This window comes from Cupriavidus sp. MPR-AND1C, from assembly GCF_058809705.1.
Genome location: NZ_JBXASU010000004.1, coordinates 189,538 through 211,077, shown reverse-complemented (window position 1 = coordinate 211,077; position 21,540 = coordinate 189,538). Strand labels below are relative to the sequence as shown.

The 21,540-nt window shown below is 65.3% G+C and carries 17 protein-coding genes; 5 read left to right on the top strand and 12 right to left on the bottom strand.

What is annotated here, in order from left to right:
* On the top strand, positions 1–1,184 hold a 1,184-nt coding region (locus tag AC1RWI_RS04560; RefSeq protein WP_492864804.1), incomplete at its 5' end, for a fimbrial protein.
* 69 nt (positions 1,185–1,253) lie between these two features.
* Here AC1RWI_RS04560 and AC1RWI_RS04555 read toward each other — a convergent pair.
* The 4 genes from AC1RWI_RS04555 to AC1RWI_RS04540 form a co-directional block, all read right to left on the bottom strand.
* On the bottom strand, positions 1,254–3,596 hold the full coding sequence (locus AC1RWI_RS04555; RefSeq protein ID WP_492864802.1) for an ATP-binding protein: 2,343 nt from the start codon (positions 3,594–3,596) through the stop codon (positions 1,254–1,256).
* Positions 3,597–3,823: 227 nt separating this feature from the next.
* The gene (locus tag AC1RWI_RS04550; RefSeq protein ID WP_492864800.1) at positions 3,824–4,474 is read right to left on the bottom strand and encodes a LuxR C-terminal-related transcriptional regulator; all 651 of its coding nucleotides are present in this window, start codon (positions 4,472–4,474) and stop codon (positions 3,824–3,826) included.
* Positions 4,475–5,348: 874 nt separating this feature from the next.
* Positions 5,349–5,999, bottom strand: a complete 651-nt coding sequence (locus AC1RWI_RS04545) for a response regulator (RefSeq protein ID WP_043347061.1) — start codon at positions 5,997–5,999, stop codon at positions 5,349–5,351.
* Between the two features lie 45 nt (positions 6,000–6,044).
* Positions 6,045–9,296: a hybrid sensor histidine kinase/response regulator gene (locus AC1RWI_RS04540; protein WP_492864798.1), complete on the bottom strand. Its 3,252-nt coding sequence runs from the start codon at positions 9,294–9,296 to the stop codon at positions 6,045–6,047.
* Positions 9,297–9,769: 473 nt separating this feature from the next.
* Here AC1RWI_RS04540 and AC1RWI_RS04535 point away from each other — a divergent pair, with 473 nt between their 5' ends.
* Complete coding sequence (locus AC1RWI_RS04535; protein ID WP_492864796.1) at positions 9,770–10,138, top strand: hypothetical protein; 369 nt, start codon at positions 9,770–9,772, stop codon at positions 10,136–10,138.
* A 59-nt stretch (positions 10,139–10,197) separates the two neighbouring features.
* Here AC1RWI_RS04535 and AC1RWI_RS04530 read toward each other — a convergent pair whose 3' ends face one another.
* The 7 genes from AC1RWI_RS04530 to AC1RWI_RS04500 all read right to left on the bottom strand — a co-directional run bounded on the left by AC1RWI_RS04530 (position 10,198) and on the right by AC1RWI_RS04500 (position 18,242).
* Positions 10,198–11,670, bottom strand: a complete 1,473-nt coding sequence (locus tag AC1RWI_RS04530) for a SidA/IucD/PvdA family monooxygenase (RefSeq protein ID WP_492864794.1) — start codon at positions 11,668–11,670, stop codon at positions 10,198–10,200.
* The gene (locus AC1RWI_RS04525; RefSeq protein ID WP_043347052.1) at positions 11,667–13,043 is read right to left on the bottom strand and encodes an LLM class flavin-dependent oxidoreductase; all 1,377 of its coding nucleotides are present in this window, start codon (positions 13,041–13,043) and stop codon (positions 11,667–11,669) included. The genes AC1RWI_RS04530 and AC1RWI_RS04525 overlap by 4 nt, the downstream gene beginning before the upstream one ends.
* Positions 13,044–13,069: 26 nt before the next feature.
* On the bottom strand, positions 13,070–14,320 hold the full coding sequence (locus tag AC1RWI_RS04520) for an LLM class flavin-dependent oxidoreductase (protein WP_492864792.1): 1,251 nt from the start codon (positions 14,318–14,320) through the stop codon (positions 13,070–13,072).
* On the bottom strand, positions 14,317–15,564 hold the full coding sequence (locus AC1RWI_RS04515; protein WP_492864790.1) for an acyl-CoA dehydrogenase family protein: 1,248 nt from the start codon (positions 15,562–15,564) through the stop codon (positions 14,317–14,319). The genes AC1RWI_RS04520 and AC1RWI_RS04515 overlap by 4 nt, the downstream gene beginning before the upstream one ends.
* A 12-nt stretch (positions 15,565–15,576) precedes the next feature.
* Positions 15,577–16,764, bottom strand: a complete 1,188-nt coding sequence (locus AC1RWI_RS04510; protein ID WP_043347044.1) for an acyl-CoA dehydrogenase family protein — start codon at positions 16,762–16,764, stop codon at positions 15,577–15,579.
* A 165-nt stretch (positions 16,765–16,929) separates the two neighbouring features.
* Positions 16,930–17,373, bottom strand: a complete 444-nt coding sequence (locus AC1RWI_RS04505) for a VOC family protein (RefSeq protein ID WP_043347041.1) — start codon at positions 17,371–17,373, stop codon at positions 16,930–16,932.
* 152 nt (positions 17,374–17,525) lie between these two features.
* Positions 17,526–18,242, bottom strand: a complete 717-nt coding sequence (locus AC1RWI_RS04500; protein ID WP_492864787.1) for an SGNH/GDSL hydrolase family protein — start codon at positions 18,240–18,242, stop codon at positions 17,526–17,528.
* Positions 18,243–18,323: 81 nt separating this feature from the next.
* Here AC1RWI_RS04500 and AC1RWI_RS04495 point away from each other — a divergent pair, with 81 nt between their 5' ends.
* Together AC1RWI_RS04495 and AC1RWI_RS04490 are read left to right on the top strand one after the other, a co-directional pair.
* The gene (locus AC1RWI_RS04495; RefSeq protein WP_043347037.1) at positions 18,324–18,794 is read left to right on the top strand and encodes an SRPBCC family protein; all 471 of its coding nucleotides are present in this window, start codon (positions 18,324–18,326) and stop codon (positions 18,792–18,794) included.
* On the top strand, positions 18,791–20,260 hold the full coding sequence (locus tag AC1RWI_RS04490) for a DHA2 family efflux MFS transporter permease subunit (RefSeq protein WP_043347032.1): 1,470 nt from the start codon (positions 18,791–18,793) through the stop codon (positions 20,258–20,260). The genes AC1RWI_RS04495 and AC1RWI_RS04490 overlap by 4 nt, the downstream gene beginning before the upstream one ends.
* A gap of 47 nt (positions 20,261–20,307) precedes the next feature.
* Here the strand turns inward: AC1RWI_RS04490 and AC1RWI_RS04485 are convergent, their stop codons facing one another.
* On the bottom strand, positions 20,308–20,577 hold the full coding sequence (locus tag AC1RWI_RS04485) for an acyl-CoA-binding protein (protein ID WP_043347030.1): 270 nt from the start codon (positions 20,575–20,577) through the stop codon (positions 20,308–20,310).
* A 195-nt stretch (positions 20,578–20,772) separates the two neighbouring features.
* Between AC1RWI_RS04485 and tsaB the strand changes: the two genes are divergently transcribed.
* On the top strand, positions 20,773–21,540 hold the full coding sequence (tsaB, locus tag AC1RWI_RS04480; protein WP_492864784.1) for a tRNA (adenosine(37)-N6)-threonylcarbamoyltransferase complex dimerization subunit type 1 TsaB: 768 nt from the start codon (positions 20,773–20,775) through the stop codon (positions 21,538–21,540).

Here is a 21,540-nt window from a genome sequence, read left to right as displayed (position 1 = left end):
GCCAATCGGTACGCCTGTTCCTTGCCGTGCCAATGCTAATGCTAATGCTGGGGCTGGGGCTGGGGCTGGCGAGCGGCAGCGCCCAGGCGCAATTTCAAAACCGCATAGCCATCAACTGCACGCACCCCAATCCGCAGGAGATCCAGCCGTGGACGGTCACCAATCCCCTGACCAGCAGTACGGCCATCGGCACGATCCTGATGGAGCGGCGGTTCGCATTGACGACGTCCTTCACCTTCGGTTCGGTTTCGCCGGGGGTCGCTCACGAACTGGTCACGGGCGCGCACTGGACATTGGGGTTCGGGCCGCCCATCGGAGCGGATGGCCTTGCGCCGACGAATATTGACGGCATCGGCTTCAAGTGGGAAGCGATATCGTCGGACGGTGTCACCCGGACCTTGCGCAAGGAGCTCGACCCGCTTGCCGTCGAGAAGATGGACGTCTTGTACAACCCCATTCAGTCGACGGAGACCGGTATGACCATCGCCAGCTACAAACAGTACCTGGTGCTGACCAAGGACCCGAATGCGCTCCCCGCGGGCGAGATCAAGGTGACCAATGTTGAGGCTGGTCTCCAGGTGAAGATCTACGCAGCGGATTTTCTGAAGTCGGTGGGGGTGAGCCTGGGCAGCACGTTCCAGGTGCCCACCTTGGGCCCGGGATGCCGTCAGTCCATTACCTACGACAGCACCGGTATCGTCGGCATTGGCGGCGGCCCTCCGCCCCCGATTCTGAACAGATGCGACGTGGTGGCCAACCAGATCATTCCGGTCGATCTGGGGCGTATTCCCATTGATCGGTTCAAGAGGCTCAACGACACGTCCCCGCCGAAGCATTTCGAAATCGCCCTGAGCAATTGCGCGGCCAACGCCAGGCCCACGATCAGTTTCAGGGACAAGGCCATGCCCCCCAATGCGGACAAGACGGTCTTGCGGCTCAGCGCACCGGGCGGGCAGAGCCTGGCCCAGGGGTTCGGCATCATCATGACGCGCGAGGACGGCAGCCGGGAGCGCATCTCCTATGGCGATCCGGGCGCGGCCAGGAAGTACGAGATGACGCTCGACAAGCCGGGCAGGACCGCGAAGCTTCCGCTGTCGGCGCAGTACATCCGCACCGGTAGCGACGCCGAGGTGAGGGCCGGTTATGCGGGAGGCTCCGCCGAATTCACCTTCACTTTCCCCTGAGCATGGTGTCCAGAACCAGGCTGGCAACGCCGAGCTGACCATACGCGAGCCGTCGGCGCCCGGGCGTGATCAGCAGCTTTGGCCAGCATCGTTCTGCGCCAACCGGACCGCGAGGCCGATCGCTCGTACCCGATATCCGTTCACCTGCCAGCCGCTCCCGGTCTTCTGCGGATGATCGGGTCCAAACGGTATCGCCACAATCCTGATCCCCGCCCAGGGCACATCACCGCGCGCGGATGGCAGCACATCGATCAGTATCTCGTCCCGATGCAAGCCTCCCTGCGTTTCGGAGTACGGCTGTGCAACGGCACCCCAACGGCGTAGCCAGGCACACAGGTGCGTGGCGATCTCCCTCACGTCCGAGCGCACGTACACCACGCCAGGCCGTAGTTGAGGCATCACGATATCCGGCGCATCGATGGACGGCGAGAAGGACGGCGAGAAGGACGGCGAGAAGGACGGCGAGAAGGACGGTGAGAAGGACGGTGAGAAGGGCAGCGTAGCCGAGAAAAGGCTTCCGAGCCCAGGCTCGCTGACCACCTGGATAGTGCCGCCCATCAGCCGGGCAAGCCGATGGCAGATCGACAGGCCGAGACCCGAACTGGCCGTCGCCTGCCGGGTACCGCTTGCCTGATAGTACGACTCGAAGATGCGCTCCTGGCTTTGCGCGGAGATGCCGACGCCGGTGTCCGCCACCTGCCACATCAGTTCGACGCCTTCCGGCCGGGTTGCCACCATCCGCGCGCGCAGCACCACTCGGCCCATCTGCGTGAACTTGATGGCGTTGCTCAGAAGGTTGTTCAGGATCTGGCGCACGCGAACCGCATCGCCATGCAGGCTCCCGGGAATGTCCGCATCGATGCAGGCGTAGATGAGCAGGCCCTTGCGCTCGGCGCGTGCGGCGTACGCGCAAAGCACGTCCTCCGTCAGGTCGAGCGGAGAGAAGGCCGCTGGTTCGAGCATCAGGCTCCCGGCTTCGATTCGCGAGATGTCCAGCGTGTTATCCACTACCTGCAACAGGGAATCCGAGGATCTTTCGATGGCCTTGATGTACTCCCGCTGCTGCCCTGACGGGCCGCTCAAGGCCAGGAGCTCAAGTGTTCCCAGAATGCCGTATAGCGGCGTACGAATCTCATGGCTCATGGTGGTCAGGAAAATGGTCTTGGCCTCATTGGCGGCTTCCGCTCGTTGCATGGCCAGCTGCGTTGCCGCTTCCAATTCCTTGCGGGCCGTGATGTCGCTGAACGCGCAGATCACCACGTCTTCGCCCTGGTAGCGCGCTGCCGCGAAAGACACATGGACGCTGCGGCCGTCATGCAGTACCAGTTCGCGGCCGCTGCCCGGATGGCGGTCCCTGGACAGCGCGGCTTCGCGCCACGAGACGTCGGGATCCAGCCAGTTTCGCGCCAATCCGTTGGCAAGTGGCACATTGCCGTCGCGGCGGCGAAGCACGCACAATGCCACCGGTGCCGCCTCGATCATGGAGCGGCTGAAGGCTTCGCTTTCAATCAGGCTGTCAAACTGCCGCCGCGCCGGCAGCAACTGGTGCCGGTTGATATACACGATGCCGATGCCCATGCCGATGATCAGCAACAGGAAGCCCCCCAGCGCCAGCCGGACAGCCGGCATGCACGCCCTGAGCAGCGCGCTGGCACGAATGAAATAGACAACACGCCAGCCGTCGTCGCCAACCGCCTTGCTGAGCGTGAGGTACTTCGGTATCGGGCCCATGCCGTATCGAAGAAACGCATCCTCGCGCGTCATGCTTGCCAGATCGCGCCTTAATTCGGCATCTTCCGCGCTTTCGAGAACAACGTTGTCGTGACGGTCCAGCAGCATATAGCTCAGGCCAGGCTTGGACAGCAGGAGACCCGGCTCGACATTGTCCAACGCCAATCCGAGCCAGCCGGCCGTCTTCTCACCGGGATCGACCCGGCCAAACATGTACAGGCGGTGATGAATACGATCGCTGGCCCAGATGATCGACCCGGCGTCCGCCGATTGCGCGTGCCGCGCAACCAGCATGTTCGTCACCTCGGGCGAGAGCGTCTCGCGAATTCCACGGCGGGCGCTGGTCGGCCCCGCCTGGGTGGACCGGGTGGCGGTCCAGTAGACCAGATGGGCGCCTGAACGCGCGATGGCGTCCCTGTCCCGTTCGGTCACATACAAGGTCCAGCTCTTCCCGGCCTGCGGATCGATAGCGAGCGAAATCGCTTCGATGTGATGTGCCTCGCTTGTCGGCAACCGGACCGTCTTGCCGCTGCCTTCGGATATGGAGTCGATCAGGGAGATCAGCAGCGAACTACGTCGCCCGAGGAAAACCTGCGCGTTATACGCCGCGGCATTCATCTGGCGCCGATAGGCGGAAATTTCCCTCTCGAATCGAGACTCCAGGTACAACACCGCAGCCATGCCCGCGCAAAGCAGCAAGGCCGCGGCCAGAAGATATAGCATCACAACGGCGACGCGGGGCGGCGATATGTTGACGCTACCGCGCCCAGCACGAAGTCGATGGGAATGCATTGTCGAATGATGCCGCCGATCGGAAGGCTTTCCTATCGGACAATTCTCAATCTTCGATCCCAGCAGTGGTCGGCGTTGACCACCCGCGATTCCGCTGGCTAGACCCCGGAGTGCCGTTATCCGCGCAGGGAGTTGACTGTCTTTGCAGCCTTATCCTCGTTGGCGGGGGCAAACCGAAATGCGAATGCGTACTCATACAGCTCGCGGTCGTTTGCAAGTCCGAGTTTTTTCATGCCCGCAATGCGCTGCGTGCTTACGGTCTTGATGCTGCGGCCCAGCGCCGTGGCGATCTCACCGATGGTCATGCCGCGCGTATAGCGGCGCAGCACTTCGGTCTCCCGCGCCGAGATGCAGTCGTTGGCAAAGACGTCGATCGGCGCCTCGGCCATGCGCGAGTGAGCCATCCGCCTGCGCACCGATTCGGCGATGTACATTCGCCCTCGCGCGACAGCGCGCAGGGCGCCCGCGATCTCCCTTGCCGGGTCGCTCCTCAGCAGCAGGCCATGGGCGCCCGAGACGATCATGGCGCGCAGGACCAACGGGCTGGCTGCCCTCGTGATGATCACGACCCGCAAGCGAGGGCAGGTGTCATGCAGAAGATCCAGCAATGCGATGTTGTCGTTGAATCGCCCGCCCGGACGAAAGAAGGCGCAGAGCAGGACATCGGCCTTGGTCCTGCCCCTGCTCAGCCACTGCATCAGTTCGGCGGAATCCACAGGCTCTCCGACGATCTCGACGTCACCCATCAGCGCCAGCACCTGGCGCATCTTTTTCTGCGATGTGGAACGGTCATCCGCAAGAAGCACTCTGACTGGCACAACTATGCCCTCCGATCAACGAATCTGTGCAAAACCGGTTCGCCGCCCAGCGGAGCGTGCCCGCCGGGCGGCAGACGATCTTCCGATGGCTTGGTTACGTGAGGTTACGTGAAAGTGAAAGTGCATCGCGGCCTCCACGGCCCCGGTATGGATCGCGTGCCTCAGCAGATGTTCGCCAGAATTCCCAGGCAGCGGAACAGGATAGTTCTTGTTTTTGGAAAAAATAAATGAAGTGAGATTATCGCCGCGCTTAATGACGCGTGCACTGCTCGGGGGGCGGTGCAGGTGAGCCACGCATCGCAGTGAGGCGCGGACCGGTTCGCCCAACCTCTCCCGCGCCCGGCCCCGGCGGAGTTGCCGCCGGTTCACGCTATTCTTCTTAGGGCTTCGGGTCGCACGAAATTTAAATTCGTCAATCGCGAATTGGTTCGTAACGAAAAAAGTTGGAAAACCGTGGCAACGATTAATTCTGATTGGCTATAGGGTTGACTGTCTGATTAGATGAGTTCGTGCAAGCCGACGACGATCTGGTGATGATCAGCCACCGCCGCCAGCCGGTCGCCCATTGGCTGTCAACGCCGACACGTTGCTGCAAAACCAGAATTGTCTGGTAGTAGAAGCGTGATGACTTCAGTATTCTTGACTTCGTCGGCATCAACGCTCCCTGGTGATGCCGAACCCCGATTCCGGCGAGGATTCCCTCCCTTTGTCCGGACTTCTACCCACCCAAGCGACCCTCGCAGGCCGCTTGGGTTTTTTTTCGCGCGGCAGGGCGCCCCCGCCCTGCGCGATGCCGGTGCCTGGGCGTGCCCATGGCATCCTGCTACTGAAAAAGGTCGGTAGCAATGCAGAAGGCAATGAGTTGCTGGTCGGTTGTGACACCGAGCTTTTGCATTGCTGACACCTTGTGGCCACTCACGGTCTTGACACTGCGGCTGAAGTGCCTGGCGATATCCTGAACCGAGTCCCCGCCAACGAAATGGCGAAGCACTTCGTATTCCCGGGGCGACAGCATCTTGATTCGCTCGCCAATGGAGTCCGCCCCCGAACTCGCGCGAAGCGTCTCCTGGAGGGAGGATGGAATGTATCTGCGGCCACTCCGGATCGCGAACAGGGCGGCGAGGATGTCGTTGAGAGAATCGCCCTTGAGCACCACACCGTGCGCGCCGGCATCGTACAGCGCTGATACGATGATCGGGTTGGTGAGCATTGTCAGAACCAGCAGCTTGACGCCGGGAAACGTCCTGGCCAGGTACTCGATGAGCCTCAGGCCATCTCCGAAGACCAAATCACCAGGCATGGCAAAGTCGGTGACGATGATATCCGGACGGGCAACGGGAATCTTGGCGATCAGGTCCGAGGGACCCGAGGCGGAATCAACCACCACGAAACGCAGGTCCCGTTCAATGACTTCGCGTATTCCCATGAGCACCAGGGGATGATCGTCCGCTAAGATGATTTTGGTTTTTTTCATGGAGTTCAAAAATCGGATAAAGAGAGGTCTCCGTCTGGTCGATTGTCAAAATTCGGCAAGAATGGCCTCGATCTGCGAGGTAACCAGTGTTATGCCGGCCTTCTGCTTTTTCTGGAGGCCTTCGCTGCGAATGTCTTCCTCCAGGGATTCGCAGTATTTCACGAGGCTGAACAATTTTACGGTAGCCAGCGCTCCGCGCATACGATGCAACGTATCCAGGGCGCTGCCGGCGGACGCATTCACCATGGCTCGATTGAGCGCCGCGATATCGTCTCGCATGGTCTCGGTGAATAAGTTGCGGAACCTGATCGGCACGAACCCGGCTTCATCTTGACTGGCCGGCGCCCGCGGGACAGTGTGCGCCGCATGCGGTATGACAGCAGGCGAGCGAATGAACTGGAGATGGGCCCGTAGCGCCCCGACGTCAAATGGCTTGGCCAGCCAGGACGTCATGCCTGCGTCCAGGCAGCGTTGTTCCTCTTCGCGCATCGCGTTGGCGGTGATCCCCACAATAGGACCCGCGTAGCCTTGTTGCCTCAACGCTTCGGCCAGCTCGTAGCCATTTGCCCTTGGCATGTTGATGTCCGTGATCACGACATCGAACAGGTCGGGGTGCCATCGGGCCAGCGCATCCACCCCATTGCGGACCAGGGCAACCAGGCAGCCGATCTGTTCGAGTTGCTCCTTGAGGATCATTCCATTGATAGCGTTGTCCTCGGCCACGAGCACCCGAAGCCGTGCGTCGGCGGCGAGAGGTTCCGCCTGCCTGTCGGCCGGTGCGGATGTAACCGGCCCCGCCAGCGCGATAGCGCTGCCGACCGCTTGCACACTGTGCGCACTCAGGTTGCCACGCCCCGCTGACACAGCAGCGTGCGCGGCAGCGGGCGGGTTGCCGGCAAACAGGTAATTCCCGCTCCAGCCCTCGGGAACCGGGTAGGCGACGAGAAGGTCCAGCAGATGCGCAGGCCGCGCGGTATCGACAGGGGCATCGTCTGCGGTGTGGGTGGTGGCTCCCCAGCGCCTTAGCCATGCGCACACATTGTCGGTCAACTCCTTGCTCGGGGATCGCACGTAGACGGATTTTCCCGTCAGCACGGGCGCTTGCGATGGTACCTGCGTCGCGGCATGCGACAGGGGGAGCGTCAGCGAAAAGCTGCTTCCCAGGCCCGGATCGCTGACCACCCGGATGTCCCCATGCATCAACGTTGCCAGGCGCATGCAGATGGACAAGCCCAATCCGGCGCCGCTTACCGCATGCAGTTTGCTGTCGATCCGGTGGAACGGCGTGAAGAGTTCCGCTTGACATTCCTGCGGGATCCCGACCCCCGTGTCGACTACCTGGAAGCGCAGCGTCACGCCATCGCGATCTGCCGAAACTTGCCGGACGCGGAGAATCACGTGACCGGATTCAGTGGATCTAATGGCATTGCACAGCAGATTGTTCAGGATTTGCTGAATTCGGACTGAATCGCCACGCAGGCGTTCAGGCAGCTCGGGCGCCACGCAGGCGTACAGGAGCAGGCCCTTTTGCCCGGCACTGGCGGCATGGCGGCTGATGGTGGCCTCCACCAGCGATAGCAGGCAGAAGTCGTCGGCCTCGACTGACAGCTGCCGCGCCTCGATCTTGGCGATATCCAGCACGTCGCTGATGATCTGCATCAGTGCTTCCGACGCGTTGCGGATAGTCTGGACATACTGCCCCTGCACGTTGCCAAGGCTGGTGAGCTCCAGGAGTTCCAAGGCGCCCATTACGCCATACAACGGCGTGCGGATTTCGTGGCTCATCGAGGCCAGGAAGGTGGTCCTGGCCGCGCTCGCGCTGTCGGCATCCTGCCCTCCCTTGGCCAGGCCGCGTTCTGTTTCCTTGCGTGCGCTGATATCGGAAAACGCGCACAGCAGCACCGCTTGACCGTGGTAGCGGGCAGGCGCGAAAGCCAGGGAGAGCGGCCTGCTGCCATCGCCCCGGATTTCCCCGATGGTGCCGGGCAGGGCGGCAGCAAGCACTTGCGTGGCCTGAGACGGATTGTCGAGAACGCACTGCAGGTCCGGGTGCGTATCCAGGTCCGGGGCCAGGTTCAGCCATTGCTTTGCCAGATGGTTGCCGAACAGCGCCGCGCCGTCCGCCCGGCTGTAAATGCACAGCGCCACGGGCGCGGTCTCTATAAGCGCGTGGCAGAATGCGTCGGCTTGCGCCAGCCGCTCCTGCGCCCGGCGCGCCGGCAACACCACGCGCCGGTTGTACCAGCGCACGAACGACAAGGCGCCGCCTAGCCCGAGCAGCACCAGCAGTGCGAGGAGGACCGGCAGACCCTTGTTGTGGCGGAAAAAGGTCGGGTAGCTGATGCGGTATAGCGCGTGCCACGCGCCTTTCGGGTCTTTCAGCCGAAAGTACAGTCCATCGGTGGCAAAGGTGACGCCGTCCGCCTTCGATGCGGGCAACGGCGTCTTGCCCGCAAAGGTGGTGCGGGCCTTGTCTTCCAGCCAGAAATCGTCGTAGCCGGGTGTTTTCAGAGAACCCCGAATATTGCCAATCCTATCCAGGCTCAGCAGCGCGGCAGCGTAGAGCGTCTCGTTGCCGGATTCCGTCGCTCGCGGTCTGGCCGCCGCGGCGTCGAGCGGCAGGACGGCGAGCATCTTGCCTGCCCCCCCGGCCGCCGGATCGGCGCGCAGCCAGCTGACAGCCCCCGATGCAACGTCGCGCTCGCCTGCGTGCGTGCCGGCATGCTGCGCGACCATCGAGAGCACCGCGCCGTACTCCTGCGGCCTGTTCTCCGGCGTGGAGCGCAACGCCGGCATGCCGACACTGGCATCGGCATGCGCCGCGATCAGGAAGGCATCTGCCGCAGGCTGCTGGGATGCGGCCCAGTACGTGCTGTAGTAATCGGAAAAAAAGGGACCGAGCCGGAGCACGGCGCTGTCTGGCGCAGGACAGTCTGCCGTGCTCGCGCAGGCAATGCTGAACATGACCGACGTGCGCGGCACCCGCGCCTCGAACAGCTTCACGCCGCCATGGGCGCTCGAATCGATGCGCCGCAGCTTCACATCACCCGTTTCATCATCGGGATGCAAGCTCCGGACTCGCGTCCGCAGGCGTATCAGGAAGGCCTCCTGCTCCCGGATATAGCCAGTGAGTTCGGAAAAATGGATGTCGATCCGTTCTTGCTGATCCTCCACGACGCGGAATATGCCCCAGCAGAGCGTGCCGGCCAGCATTAGCGCCAACGGAATGACGACGAACGGCACGAGGCTCAGTTGCCTCTGCATGCGGGCAAGGCGGCGGATCGGACTGCGTTCCATTGGCGCGGCGGGTAGTAAAAGGCATCGTGTCTACGAAGGAGACCCGGGGGAAATTGGCAACCTCTATGGCGGTACCACGCTGCAGCCCGGTGTGGCCGGCATCGCGCACACGTCAAAGGACGGAGAATGGCCTGCTCTGCCCCGAGCAATACAGATGTGTCGCTGGACATGTCACTGAAAGTGGGGCAACTCGATGTGTACACCAGATCCGGCAATTGCTCAATAGCCCCGGATCATATCCCGGCATCCCGGAAGGGCCCGGCGGATTTGCGTGGCGGATCGGCAAGGCTGCGGGGGTGACTGCCGCGCTTGGGGCGGACCTGTCCTGAGCTTGCGGCTTTCTTTCTCTGCTTATCCTGGATGGAATGCCTGTCCAGGGGACTGCCTATCCACGGGGCCCCCCGCAAAATTCACGCTAGGTCCTTGTCGTGCTAGATTTGCGCCTCGATGTCTTGCCATCGCGGAGCCGACCCATGCGAACGCCAACAAGGCAGCAGGCCTATGACGAGGCGAAGCGATTTATCGAGACCATTGGCCTGCGAGATGCACAGGCGCTACAGCACAAGTTTGGCATTTCCGGCGCAGTGGCCGAAGAGATATTCGAGTGCGTTGATGAATACTTCGATGTGGGGGCAATCTTATCCATTGCGCCACTGGAGGCGGCCTTTGATTCGCGTACGCAGAAAAGGCCATGCATTGATGTCTATGAAACCAACGGTAAGGCACTAGGAATGGAGTGCGTGCTCTTTGAAAATGGCAGGCCCGGTGAGGCTATTCTTCATATTGAAGTTTCAGAAAACAACGGGAAACTGGCTCTGTACTACAAGTACATCGGATCCTGACGAGATTTCTGGCTTGATCTGTTCAGGTTAAAAGGCCTTGCCAGTGGCCTCAAGCCACCTCAAGCCGCCGCGAGCGCAGCGCCCGCGGGCTTCCAGACCGCGCCAGCATAGAACTCCGCCCCAAAATCCGCCGGCACGTCCCCACGAATCCGCTGCTCATGCAGCGCCAGGTCCGCCAGCAGCAGATCCCGGCTGATGCGGGCGACCGAGCCCGGAATATCGCGCCGCATGCTGGGCACATCGCCCAGCGGCACGCCGACGCTGGCGAAACCTGCGGGGTTATGTACATGGAGATCGCGCAGCCACGGCGCGGCACCTGGTGTTTTCTCTAGATACTCAAGGCCGCTGCCCAGATAGGGCGACGCGGCGAGCTCGTCGTCGCGCGCATCGGCCGGGGGCTGGTAGCGGTCGCGCCAGCGCAGGATATGCGGCGCAATGCCGGCCAGTTCCGCACGCGCTGACGGATCCACCAGGTAGCCCGTGCCGGCAATCGCAAAGTCGAAGCGCAGGGTCTGCCCTTGCACCTCGGTGACGATGCGCCCGGACTCCACCTCGGCGGTGGACAGCGACGTGCTCAGGTGCAGATGGAACTGCGGGAATTTTAGCACCCGCTCCACCGAGTCGGCCGGTGGCGTGGAGCCGGCGCGCCGATAGCGGATGACTTGCTCCCAGCGCGTGGCATCGGGCAGGGCGTGGTAATTGTCGTAAAGGCCGGGGTAGGCGCGCACGCGCGATACCGGCGTGGCGGCGATATGGTCGCGGCGCGCGAACAGGTGCACGGCGGCCGCGCCGGATTCCAGCGCCACGGCGGCGGCATCGAAGGCGGAGGCCGCCGCGCCGAGCACGGCGACCGTCTTGCCGCGCAGCGCGTCGAAGTCGATGGCATCGGCCGTATGCGCGGCCAGCCCGGCGGCCACGGCCTGCGATAACACAGCGGGCACGAACGCAGCCCCATTGCCGGCCACGCCATTGGCCAGGATGACCTTGCGTGCGGTCTCGATGCGCGCTTGCCCGTTTACTTCAAGATGCAGCCGGAAGCGCTGCGGCGCGGCGCCGCTTACGGGCTCGATGCGTACCACGCGCGTGGCGTAGCGCACCGGCACGCCGAGGAAGTTGCGGTACCAGTCCAGGTAATCGGCCCAGTCCAGGCGCGCAATGCGGTCGATGGCGGCATAGGCCTCGGCGCCGTGCCGTGCTTCATACCAGGCCTGGAAGCCCAGTGTCGGCAGGCCGAGCTCCGGCCCGACCAGGTTCTTGGGCGTGCGCAGCTTGCGCATGCGCGCGCGCGTGCGCCAGACGCCGGCCAGCGCACCGTCTGGCGCGGCGTCGAGCACCGTCACGCGGCCGATGCCCGCGCGGCGCAGCGCGAAGGCATAGGCGCTGCCGCTCTGGCCGCCACCGACGATGGCCACGTTGTGGTCGATGCCGGCGTGGTCCGGCACCCAGTTGTCGGGCGCGGGGCCGAGCAGGCGCAGCGTCTCGCGCGCGAGGAAATCGGGATCGGAGCCGGGGAAGGAAGAGGTTGTCGTCATGCTGCAGCGGCAAGGGTTGAGGCGGCGGGCCTGGCGCAAGCCGCTGGATGGACGGGGCGCTTGAGCCCAAGGTGCTCGCGCAGCGTGCTGCCTTCGTACTCCGCGCGGAACAGGCCGCGGCGGCGCAGCTCAGGCAGCACCAGCGCGATGAAATCGGTGAGTCCGCCCGGCAGCACCGGCGACATGATGTTGTAGCCGTCGGCGCCGTATTGACGGAAGCGCTCTTCGAGCTGGTCGACGATCTGCTTGGGTGTGCCGATCACCTGCCAGTGGCCGCGCGCACCCGCAACGCGCTGGTAAAGCTGGCGGATGGTCAGGTTCTCGCGCCGCGCAAGCTCGATCATCAGGCGCTGGCGGCTCTTGCTGGCATTGGTCTCGGGCAACTCGGGAATCGGGCCGTCGAGCGGATAGCCTGACAGGTCGAAGCCGCCCGTCAGGCCAGACACCAGCGCCAGGCCGACCACCGGGTCGATCAGCGCTTGCAGTTGCTCGAATTTCTCTTTGGCTTCGCTTTCACTCTGGCCCACCACCGGGAATACGCCGGGCAGGATCTTCAGGTCATCCGGCTCGCGCCCGTAGCGGGCAAGCCGGCCCTTGACGTCGGCGTAGAACGCCACGGCATCTTCCACCGTCTGCTGCGCCGTGAACACGGCTTCGCCCGTGCGCGCGGCCAGTTCCTTGCCGGCTTCGGAGGAGCCGGCCTGCACCACGACCGGATGGCCCTGTGGCGTGCGCGACACGTTGAGTGGCCCCTGCACCGAGAAATGCTTCCCCTTGTGGCCCAGCACATGGCGCCTTGCAGGCTCATAGTAGCGGCCGCTGGCCTTGTCGCGCAGGAAGGCATCGTCCTCCCAGCTGTTCCACAGCCCGGTGACCACATCGGCGAACTCCGCCGCGCGCTCGTAGCGCTCGGCGTGGGCGAAATGGTGGTCGCGGTTGAAGTTGCGCGCTTCGTGCTCGTTGGATGAGGTGACCAGGTTCCAGCCGGCACGCCCGCCCGAGATATGGTCCAGGGAGGCGAACTTGCGCGCCACGTGATACGGCTCGTTGAAGCTCGTCGAGACGGTGCCGACCAGGCCGATGCGCTGCGTCACCGCGGCCAGCGCGGACAGCAGCGTGATGGGCTCGAACTGCGCCTGGTAGCTGTGCGCGGTACGGCTGAGGAACTCGACATCGTCGCCGCGCGTGCCTACGCCGTCGGCCAGGAAGACCAGGTCGAACTTCGCTGCCTCGGCGGCCTGGGCGAGCGCAATGTAATGCTTGAAGTCGATGCCCGCGTCGGCCTTGGCATCGGGATGGCGCCAGGCGGCGATATGGTGGCCGCTGGGGTAAAGAAAGGCGCCCAGGCTGAGGAAACCGCTACGTTGAGCCATGATTGCTTATCGGTTGTTGAGGGATATCAGGCGGCTATGCGTGTGCTTTGCCGGCCTTGCGGTCGTGCCAGCCCCAGGTGCTCGCGCAGCGTGCTGCCTTCGTACTGCGTGCGGAAAATGCCGCGCCGCTGCAGGATCGGCACCACGCCGTCGACAAAGTCCCGCAGCCCGTCGGGCAACGCATCCGGCATCAGGTTGAAGCCATCGGCCGCGCCGTGACGGAACCAGCGCTCGATGTCGTCAGCAATCTGCTCGGGTGTGCCCACGATCACGCGGTGGCCGCCGCCGCCTGCCAGTTCGCGGATCAGTTCGCGCACGGTGTAGCCATGACGCTGCGCCAGCGCCAGCGTGGCGTTGAAGAAGGTGTGGTTGCCGTTGCCGTTGGCGGGCAACGCGAGGTTGTGCGGCAGCCGTTCGTCCAGCTTCAGGCGGTCCGGCGTGATGCCGAGCGTGCCGGCCAGCACCTGCACGGCATCGGGCCCGCGCCCGAGCGCCTGTGCGCGCGCTTTGAGCTCGCGCCCGTAGGCCAGCGATTCCTCGAACGATTGCGATGCCGAGAACACGGCCTCGGCATGGCGTGCGGCCAGCTCGCGCCCGTCGGCGGAGCCGCCGGCCTGCACCACCACCGGATGGCCTTGCGCAGAGCGCGGCAGGTTAAGTGGCCCCTGGACGCTGAAATGCTCGCCACGGTGCGCGATCGGCTGCACCTTGGCGGTGTCGACGAAGCGGCCCGATGCCTTGTCGCCGATAAAGGCGTCGTCCTCCCAGCTGTCCCACAGGGCCTTGACGACGGACGTGAATTCGGCCGCCCGCGCATAGCGCTGCGCATGGTCCGGCGCCGCATCGCGCCCGAAATTGCGCGCCGACGGCACATCGGCCGTGGTGACCACGTTCCAGCCGGCGCGCCCCGCGCTGACATGGTCTAGCGTGGCGAAGCGCCGCGCGATGTTGTAGGGCTCGTTGTAGCTGGTGGACGCCGTGCCGATCAGGCCGATATGCGTGGTCGCCGCCGCGATGCTGGCCAGCAGCACCGTGGGTTCCAGCGCCGGGATCGGTCGGAAATGAATCTGGTCGACGATCGCGGCGTTGTCCGCCAGGAACACCGCGTCGAGCTTGCCGGCTTCAGCGATCTGCGCCACGCGGATGTAGTGGCGCACGTCGGTAAAGGCGGCGGGATCGCTGTCAGGCAGCCGCCAGGCCGAGGGCACAAAGCCCGAGTGCAGGATGTTGATGTTGAGGTGGAGCTGGCGCTGGCGCGCCCCGTTCGATGCACTCATTGGTAGGTCCCCGGTTCCGGATGGCCTTCGCCCAGCACCCAGCGGCCGACATTGCGGGTCTTGTACTCGGACGGGTTGTGCAAGGTATGGATGCGCACGTTGCGCCAGAAGCGGTCCAGGCCGGTCTTGCGCACCGCCGAGCGCGCGCCCGTGACCTCGAAGATCTCGCTGCAGACCTGCAGCGCGACCTCGCCGGCCAGCACGTTGGCCGCCGCAATGGCCACGGCCGCTTCGCCGCGCTCCTCGGCGCTGAGCGCTTCGCCGCGTGCGATCACGCTGTCGAGCGCAAGCAGCGCGCGGTCGGCCAGCGCGGTGGCTGCCTGGGTCTTGACCCAGAGCTCGCCGTATTGCCGGCGCACCCACGGGTCGTCCACATGGCGCTCCACGCCTGAGTGGATCCACGGGCGCGACTGATGCACCGTGTACTCACGCCCGGCGCGCAGCGCACCTTGGGCCGTGCCAATAAACACATTGAGCAGCACGCTTTGCTGCTGCAGCGGCGTGACCGTGCGGTAGGGCTCGGCCGGCGCGCCGGTGGGGTTCAACGGCACCGGCTGCCCGAGCACTTCGCTCTCGTGCACGCGCACGCCCTGATAGGTGACGCGGCCGCTGCCGGTCTGGCGCTGGCCGATGCCATCCCAGTCGTCCTCGATCACGATGCCTGCGCGGTCCGCGGGAATCGCGGCAAAGCGGCGTTCGCCGCCGTCTGCGTCTTCCCAGGCAATCGCCAGGAAGTCGGCCACGTGCGAGCCGGAGGTGAAGGGACGGTAGCCGTCCAGCACGAACCACTCGCCATCGCGCCGTCCAGACAGGCTCCTGGAAAAGCTGTTCGCCGTGTTGCCCCAGAACCAGTTGCCTTCAGCCGAGCGGCGCCAAAGGCTGGCGGCTTTCTGCGGCGCGTTGCGCAAGCGCGGGCTCAGCAGGCTGCTGTAGTGATAGCCGAACAGATGGCCGAGCGAGCCGTCCACCTGCGCGAACAGGCGCGTCATGCGCAGCACGGTCGACCAGGTTTCGCCCTGGCCGCCGACTTCGCGCGGCAGCAGCAGCGCAAGCAGGCCGTGTTCCTTGAGCAAGCGAATCTGCTCCGCGGGTTTCCCGCCGGCCTGGTCGCGGGCGATGGCGTCTTCGGCAAAGCGCTCGCGCAGCGAGACCGCGCGGGCGATGAAGGGGTTGCTGGTGTCCGGCTCGAACAGCGCGGGCGCTGGTTCGGCCTGCGCGTGAAGAAAGGCGACGTTGGCGGTCATGATGGGTCTGTCTCAGCGATAGATGGCAGGCGAGGGGAACTCGCCCGTAAGCAACCACGTGCCCACCGTGCGTTTCTTGTACTCGGCCGGGTTGTGCAGCGTGTGGGTGCGCACGTTGCGCCAGAAGCGGTCGAAGCCATTGGCGGTGGTGGCAGAACGCGCGCCCATCACCTCGAAGATCTCGTTCGATACGGCCAGGCCGGTTTCCCCGGCGTACAGGTTGGCGGTGGCCAGCGCGATGGCTACGGGCCCGCGCTGCTCCAGCGTCAGCGCCTGTCCGTAGCCATAGATGGCATCCAGGCTGCGCGCCGCCTGGTCGGCCAGCTCGGTTGCCGCCAAGGTGCGGATGGCGAGCTCGCCGTATTTGCGCTGGACCCACGGATCATCGACATGGCGCTCCACGCCCGAGTGGATCCATGGGCGCGATTGCGTGGCGGTATAGGCGCGGCCTTCGTCGAGCGCGCCCTGCGCCGTGCCCACAAACACGTTGAGCAGCACGCTTTGCTGCAGCAGCGTGGTCAGCGATGCGAAAGGGGTGAGCGGATCGTCGGGCTTGCCAAGCAGTTCATCGTCGCGCACCAGCACGCCGTTGAACGTTACGGTGCCGCTGCCGGTCTGGCGCTGGCCGATGCCATCCCAGTCATCCTCGATCACGATGCCCGCGCGATCGGCCGGCACCACGCCCATCAGGCGTTGGCCCAGCGCGTTCTCCCATGCCAGCTGGATCACGTCCGCCACATGGCTGCCGCTGGAGAAGGGCCGGAATCCGGTGACCACCCAGCCATTGTTGCCGGGGGCGCGCTGCGCACTGGACGTCTTCGACAGCGCATTGCCCGAGTTGCTCCACAGCCATTGCGCCCTGGCGGCGGCGCGCAGCCAGCGTTCCTGCTGTGCCGGCGTGCCGCGCGCCTGCACGGCGTGCACGGGCAGATGGTGGTAGCCGAAGAGGTGGGCCAGCGAGCCATCGGTACGCGCGAATTCACGCACGACCCGCAGCAGTGAAAGCCAAGATGCACCGCCCCCGCCGTACACCGCGGGAATGCCCGCTGAAAGCAGGCCGCTTTCCTTGAGCCAGCGGATTTGTTCGGTAGGCCGGCCGCCAGCCTTGTCGCGGGCGACGGCATCGGTATGGAAGGTCTCGCGCAGCACCACCGCGCGGGCGACGAAGGGATCGTTCAGGTCCGGGTCGAAGTTGGACATGCCGCGTTGTCTTCTCGAAGTTGCACCCGAGAGACGATAAAACAAGGTTGTCGCGCCACCAACGAAGCAAACCGCGCTTGCATATCCACTTTTGGGGATGGCCTCGCGCCGCCAGCCGGCGTACTTCCTTTGGCCCGGCCGCGCGGGCACGGCCGGGCTATGGCGCTATCGATCCTGCAGCGCCGGCTCCCTGGTTTCCTTTCCCGCTTCGGTGGCGCCATAACCTTCACCCTTCCACTCGGTAAAGCAGAGCCCATGGCCAAAAGGGTCGGACAGCTTCGCCTGCCGCCCCCAGGCAAAATCCTGCGGCCAGTCCTCCAGTTCGGCGCCGGCTTCCAGCGCACGTTCCACCGCGCTTTCCAGGTCCGCCACCACAAAATCGAGGTGCACCGGCGTCCGGTGCCGGCGATCGCCGCGGCGGCTGTCGGCGCGCGCGCTTGGCCTGGTGCCCGGCGCCTTGGCCAGCAGGTAGATCGGCGCGCCGCCGCCCAGCATTTCCGCCACGGAGCCGTCGAACAGCTTGCGCGCCAGGCGCAGGCCAAGGCCGTGCTGGTAGAAGCCGATGCCGTGCGCGAGGTCGTCGACGTCGATATTGATCAGCAATTGCATCGCAGTCCCCTGCTTGGAATGGGGGCGCGGCCCGTATGGAAGCACTCCGCCCGAAGGTCAGGATTGTGCGCCGGCACTCCTGACACGTACTGTCAGGAGTGTTCTACTCGGCGCCTGTGATGCGTAAGGCTGAAAGCGGTCCCCGGCGGGCCTCAGGCGCGCATTGGCGCCAGCAGTGCATTGACCATGGGTGCCAGCGCATCGCCCAGCGCGACGTGGTTGGCGGCGTCCAGGTGTACGCCGTCGACTTCGCTGCTATGGATTACCGTGCCGGTGTCGAACCAGGCGCAGCCGCGCGCGCGGCATATTTCCTGGAAGGCTTGCGCCAGCCCCACGCATTTGTGCTCGCCGCCGGCAAACTTCGGCGCCAGCGGCCCGCGCGGCGTGGTGATGGGCGGGGGCACCAGCACCAGCACCGGCGGCACGGGCATGCCGGGCTCAATGGGCGCGCCGCGGATGGTGTCGAGCAGGGCGCCGACGCCTTGCGCGGCGTGCCAGGCGTTATGCGGGTGCATGGACTGGAAATCGTTGCTGCCGAGCATCAGGATCACCAGCGCCAGTGGCGCGTGCATCTCCATGCGCTGTGCCAGGCCCTGGATGCCGTTGCGGCCCGGCTTGAAGGGATCGTCCCAGACCGTGCGGCGGCCGTTGAGGCAGTCTTCCAGTATCCGCACGGGGCGCTGCCTGCTGCCGATCCCGCCGTTCAGGGCGAGTTCCAGCCGGCCGGGCCAGCGCACCGGCCAGGGCAGGCGCTGCCGTGTGCCAGGCACGATGCCCCACGATAACGAGTCGGCGTAGACCAGTACCTGCAGCGGATCGATGGCGCAAAGGACATCGGTTCGGGTATCGGGAGACGGCAGGGCGCTCATGGGCGGGCTCCGGGAAGTTTTGCTGCGGACCTTGGCACAGACCTTCATAATATCGGCTAACCATAGATCGGGAGAGTTAAGTTGCGTTTCGAGCACTTGGTGGAGATCAACGATCCACAGAATATCCAGTTGGACACGCTCACGCCGGAGCAACTCTGGCAAGGGCTGGTGCTGCGCAGTGCCGAGCCCGAGCTGTTTGTCATTGGGCTGGACCGTGCGGAGATCGTGGAGCGGGGCGACGACTGGGTCGAGCGCAAGCTGCATTTCGGCAAGGCCACGATTCGCGACCGCGTTGTCTTCGAGCCGCGCCGTGTCGTGCGCTATGAGACCGCCCCCACCGACGAGCACGCCGGCGGCACCCTGACCATGGCGATCGAGACGCCGGGCCCGGGCGCCTTGCTGCTGCGCTTTGTCTACGAAACCACCATGCCTGCGGTGGACGACAGCGGCGATGACCGTTTCGCCGAAATCGTCAAATCGGCTTATCACGAGGCTGACCTCGACACCGTGCGCAAGATCCGCGAACTGGCCGCCCTCGGACGGCTGGGGTGAGCGAGCGGCCCTCGTCGCCTGCCGCCGGCAGGCAGCCGGGCGGCCCGACCCGGGAATCGCTGCGGGCACGCTACGGCAGCCAGCTGCGTTGGCTGGTGCTGCTGACGCTGATGCTGGGCACGGTCTCCTCGATCGTATCGTCGACCATCGTCAACGTGGCCATTCCCGACCTGAGCCGGCATTTCGTGCTGGGGCAGGACAGCGCGCAATGGGTGGCGGCCAGCTTCATGATTGCCATGACGCTGTCGATGCTGCTCACGCCGTGGCTGCTTAACCGCTACGGCTTGCGCCGCACGTTCATTGGCAGCTTGCTGCTGCTGGGCATGGGCGGGCTGGTCGGCGGATTCTCGCCCACCTATGGCGTGATGATCGCCATGCGGGTGGCCGAGGGCATTGCGGCGGGGATCCTGCAGCCGCTGCCCAATATCCTGATCCTGCGGGTGTTCGAGGAGCGCGAGCAGGGCAAGGCGGTCAGCATGTTCGGCTTTGGGGTGGTGCTGGCGCCGGCGCTCGGCCCCAGCGTGGGCGGCTTCCTGGTGGAGGCCTACGGCTGGCGCTCGATCTTCTTCGTGGTGGTACCGCTGACGCTGATCGGGCTGTGGATGGCGCGCCGCTTCATGGCGGTGGACTCGGCCATGATGGGCGAGCGCAAGCCGCTCGACTGGCAGGGCCTGGGCCTGGCCGGCATTGCCACCGTGAGCCTGCTCAACGGGCTGGTGCAGATGCGCGAGAGCGTGCCTGCCGGCACGGCGCTGGCAGCCTTTGGCGTGCTGATGCTGGTGGTGTTCGTGCTGTGGCAGTTGCGCGCGGAGAACCCGCTGATGAACATGCGCCTGTACAGCTACCGGCAGTTTTCGGCCGGGGCGGTGGTGGCTTTCATCTACGGCGCGGGGCTGTTCGGATCGACCTACCTGCTGCCTGTCTACATGCAGATGGCGCTGGCCTATACGCCGTCGCGCGCCGGGCTGGTGCTGCTGCCGGCCGGCATCGCGCTGGCCCTGACCATTGCCGCGGCGGGGCGGCTGACCCATCGCGTCTCGCCACACCTGCAGGTGTCGTTCGGGCTCGCGCTGCTGTCGGCTTCGTTCCTGCTGATGGCGATGGGGTCCCAGGCCACGCCTTACCTGCTGCTGGTGGGGTTTGCGGTGCTGGGGCGGATCGGGCTTGGCTGCATCCTGCCGTCGCTGACGCTGGGCTCGATGCGGGGCGTGGATTATTCGCTGATTGCGCAGGGTTCCAGTTGCATCAACTTCATCCGGCAGCTGGGGGGTGCGATCGGGGTAAGCCTGGCCGGCGTCGGCCTGCAATGGCGGCTGGCGGCGCAGGGCGCGGTGCTCGGTACCGACGGCGACCCGGCCGCGCGCATTCGCGCCTTCGACGAGACCTTCCTGGCGGTTGGCCTCGTCATTGCCACCGCCATCCTGGCGGCCTGGCGGATACGGCCAAGGCCGCTGGCCGAGGCCTGAAAGGGTTAGCCGGCCGCGAGCCGGCTAACCCAGCTGGCGATATGGCTTCAGGCGGTGGCGCCGCTGCGCAGGTCTTCCACCAGCGCGATGTATTTTTCCTGCGCGTCTTCCTGCGCGGTGCCCTTGAGCGTTTCCCAGGCTTCGAACTTGTAGCGGCCGACGAAGTCGGTCATGCCCGGCTTGTCGCCATGGGCGTCGCCCTCGCTGCCTTGCTTGAACAGCGCGTAGAGGCGCAGCAGGGTCATGTTGCTGGGGCGCTCGGTCAGTTGCTTGGCGTCGATCTGGGCTTGGGCAAAGCGTGCCTGCAGGTCGCTCATGGGGTTCTCCTGGCTGGATAGGGGGATGCGTTGCGGGTTCGGTGTTCGGGAAAAACCCGGTAGCCGCGATGATAGCGCCCGTCATCGCGCGTTTGAGCCGGAAGAAACCGAAGAACGCTTCAGTCCGGCGCACCCCGGGGCGGGCGCGCCGCGCGCCAGTTCAGCTTTTGAGGCTGCTCCGGATACAATCTCGCCATGTCCTGGATTCTTGCACTTGAAACCTCCACCGAGTGGTGTTCCGTCGCGCTCGGGCGCATTGCCGATGGCGGCGCCCTGGAGTGCCTGGTTCGTCATGAACACACCGGCCCGCGCTCGTCTTCCCGCGTGCTGCCGGCCGCCGGCGAGTTGCTGGCCGAAGCCGGCATTGCCCTGTCGGACTGTGTCGCCATCGCCTTTGGCGCCGGGCCGGGTTCCTTCACGGGCTTGCGCACCGCCTGCGGCGTGGCCCAGGGCCTGGCCTTTGGCGCCGATCTGCCCGTGATTCCCGTCAATTCGCTGATGGCTTGCGCCGAACGCGTGCGCCTGGGCGGGCAAGGGGTGCCGGCGCTGCCGCCCGACGTATCCGTGCTGGTAGCGCTGGACGCACGCATGGACGAAGCCTACGCAGGCGCGTTCCGCTGGGACGGCGCCGCGCAGGCGTGGCAGGCGGCGACCGACATGCAGGTGTGCCCGCCGGAGGCCGTCAGCCTGCCCGCCGGGCCGTTCTGGCTCGCGGGCAGTGCCGCTGCCGTGTTTGGCGAGCGCCTCACGGCCACGGCGCTGGCGCTGCGCAGCGTGCCCGAGGCCTTGCCCGCCGCGCCGGCCTTGGTGTCGATTGCCTTGCGCGCGCTGGCCCGCAATGAAACCGTTGCGCCGTGCGACGCCATGCCGATCTATCTGCGCGACAAGGTGGCCCAGACCATCGCCGAGCGCCAGGCCGTGGCGGCGCAGCGCGCGGCGACAGCGGCGGGAGACCAGCCGTGA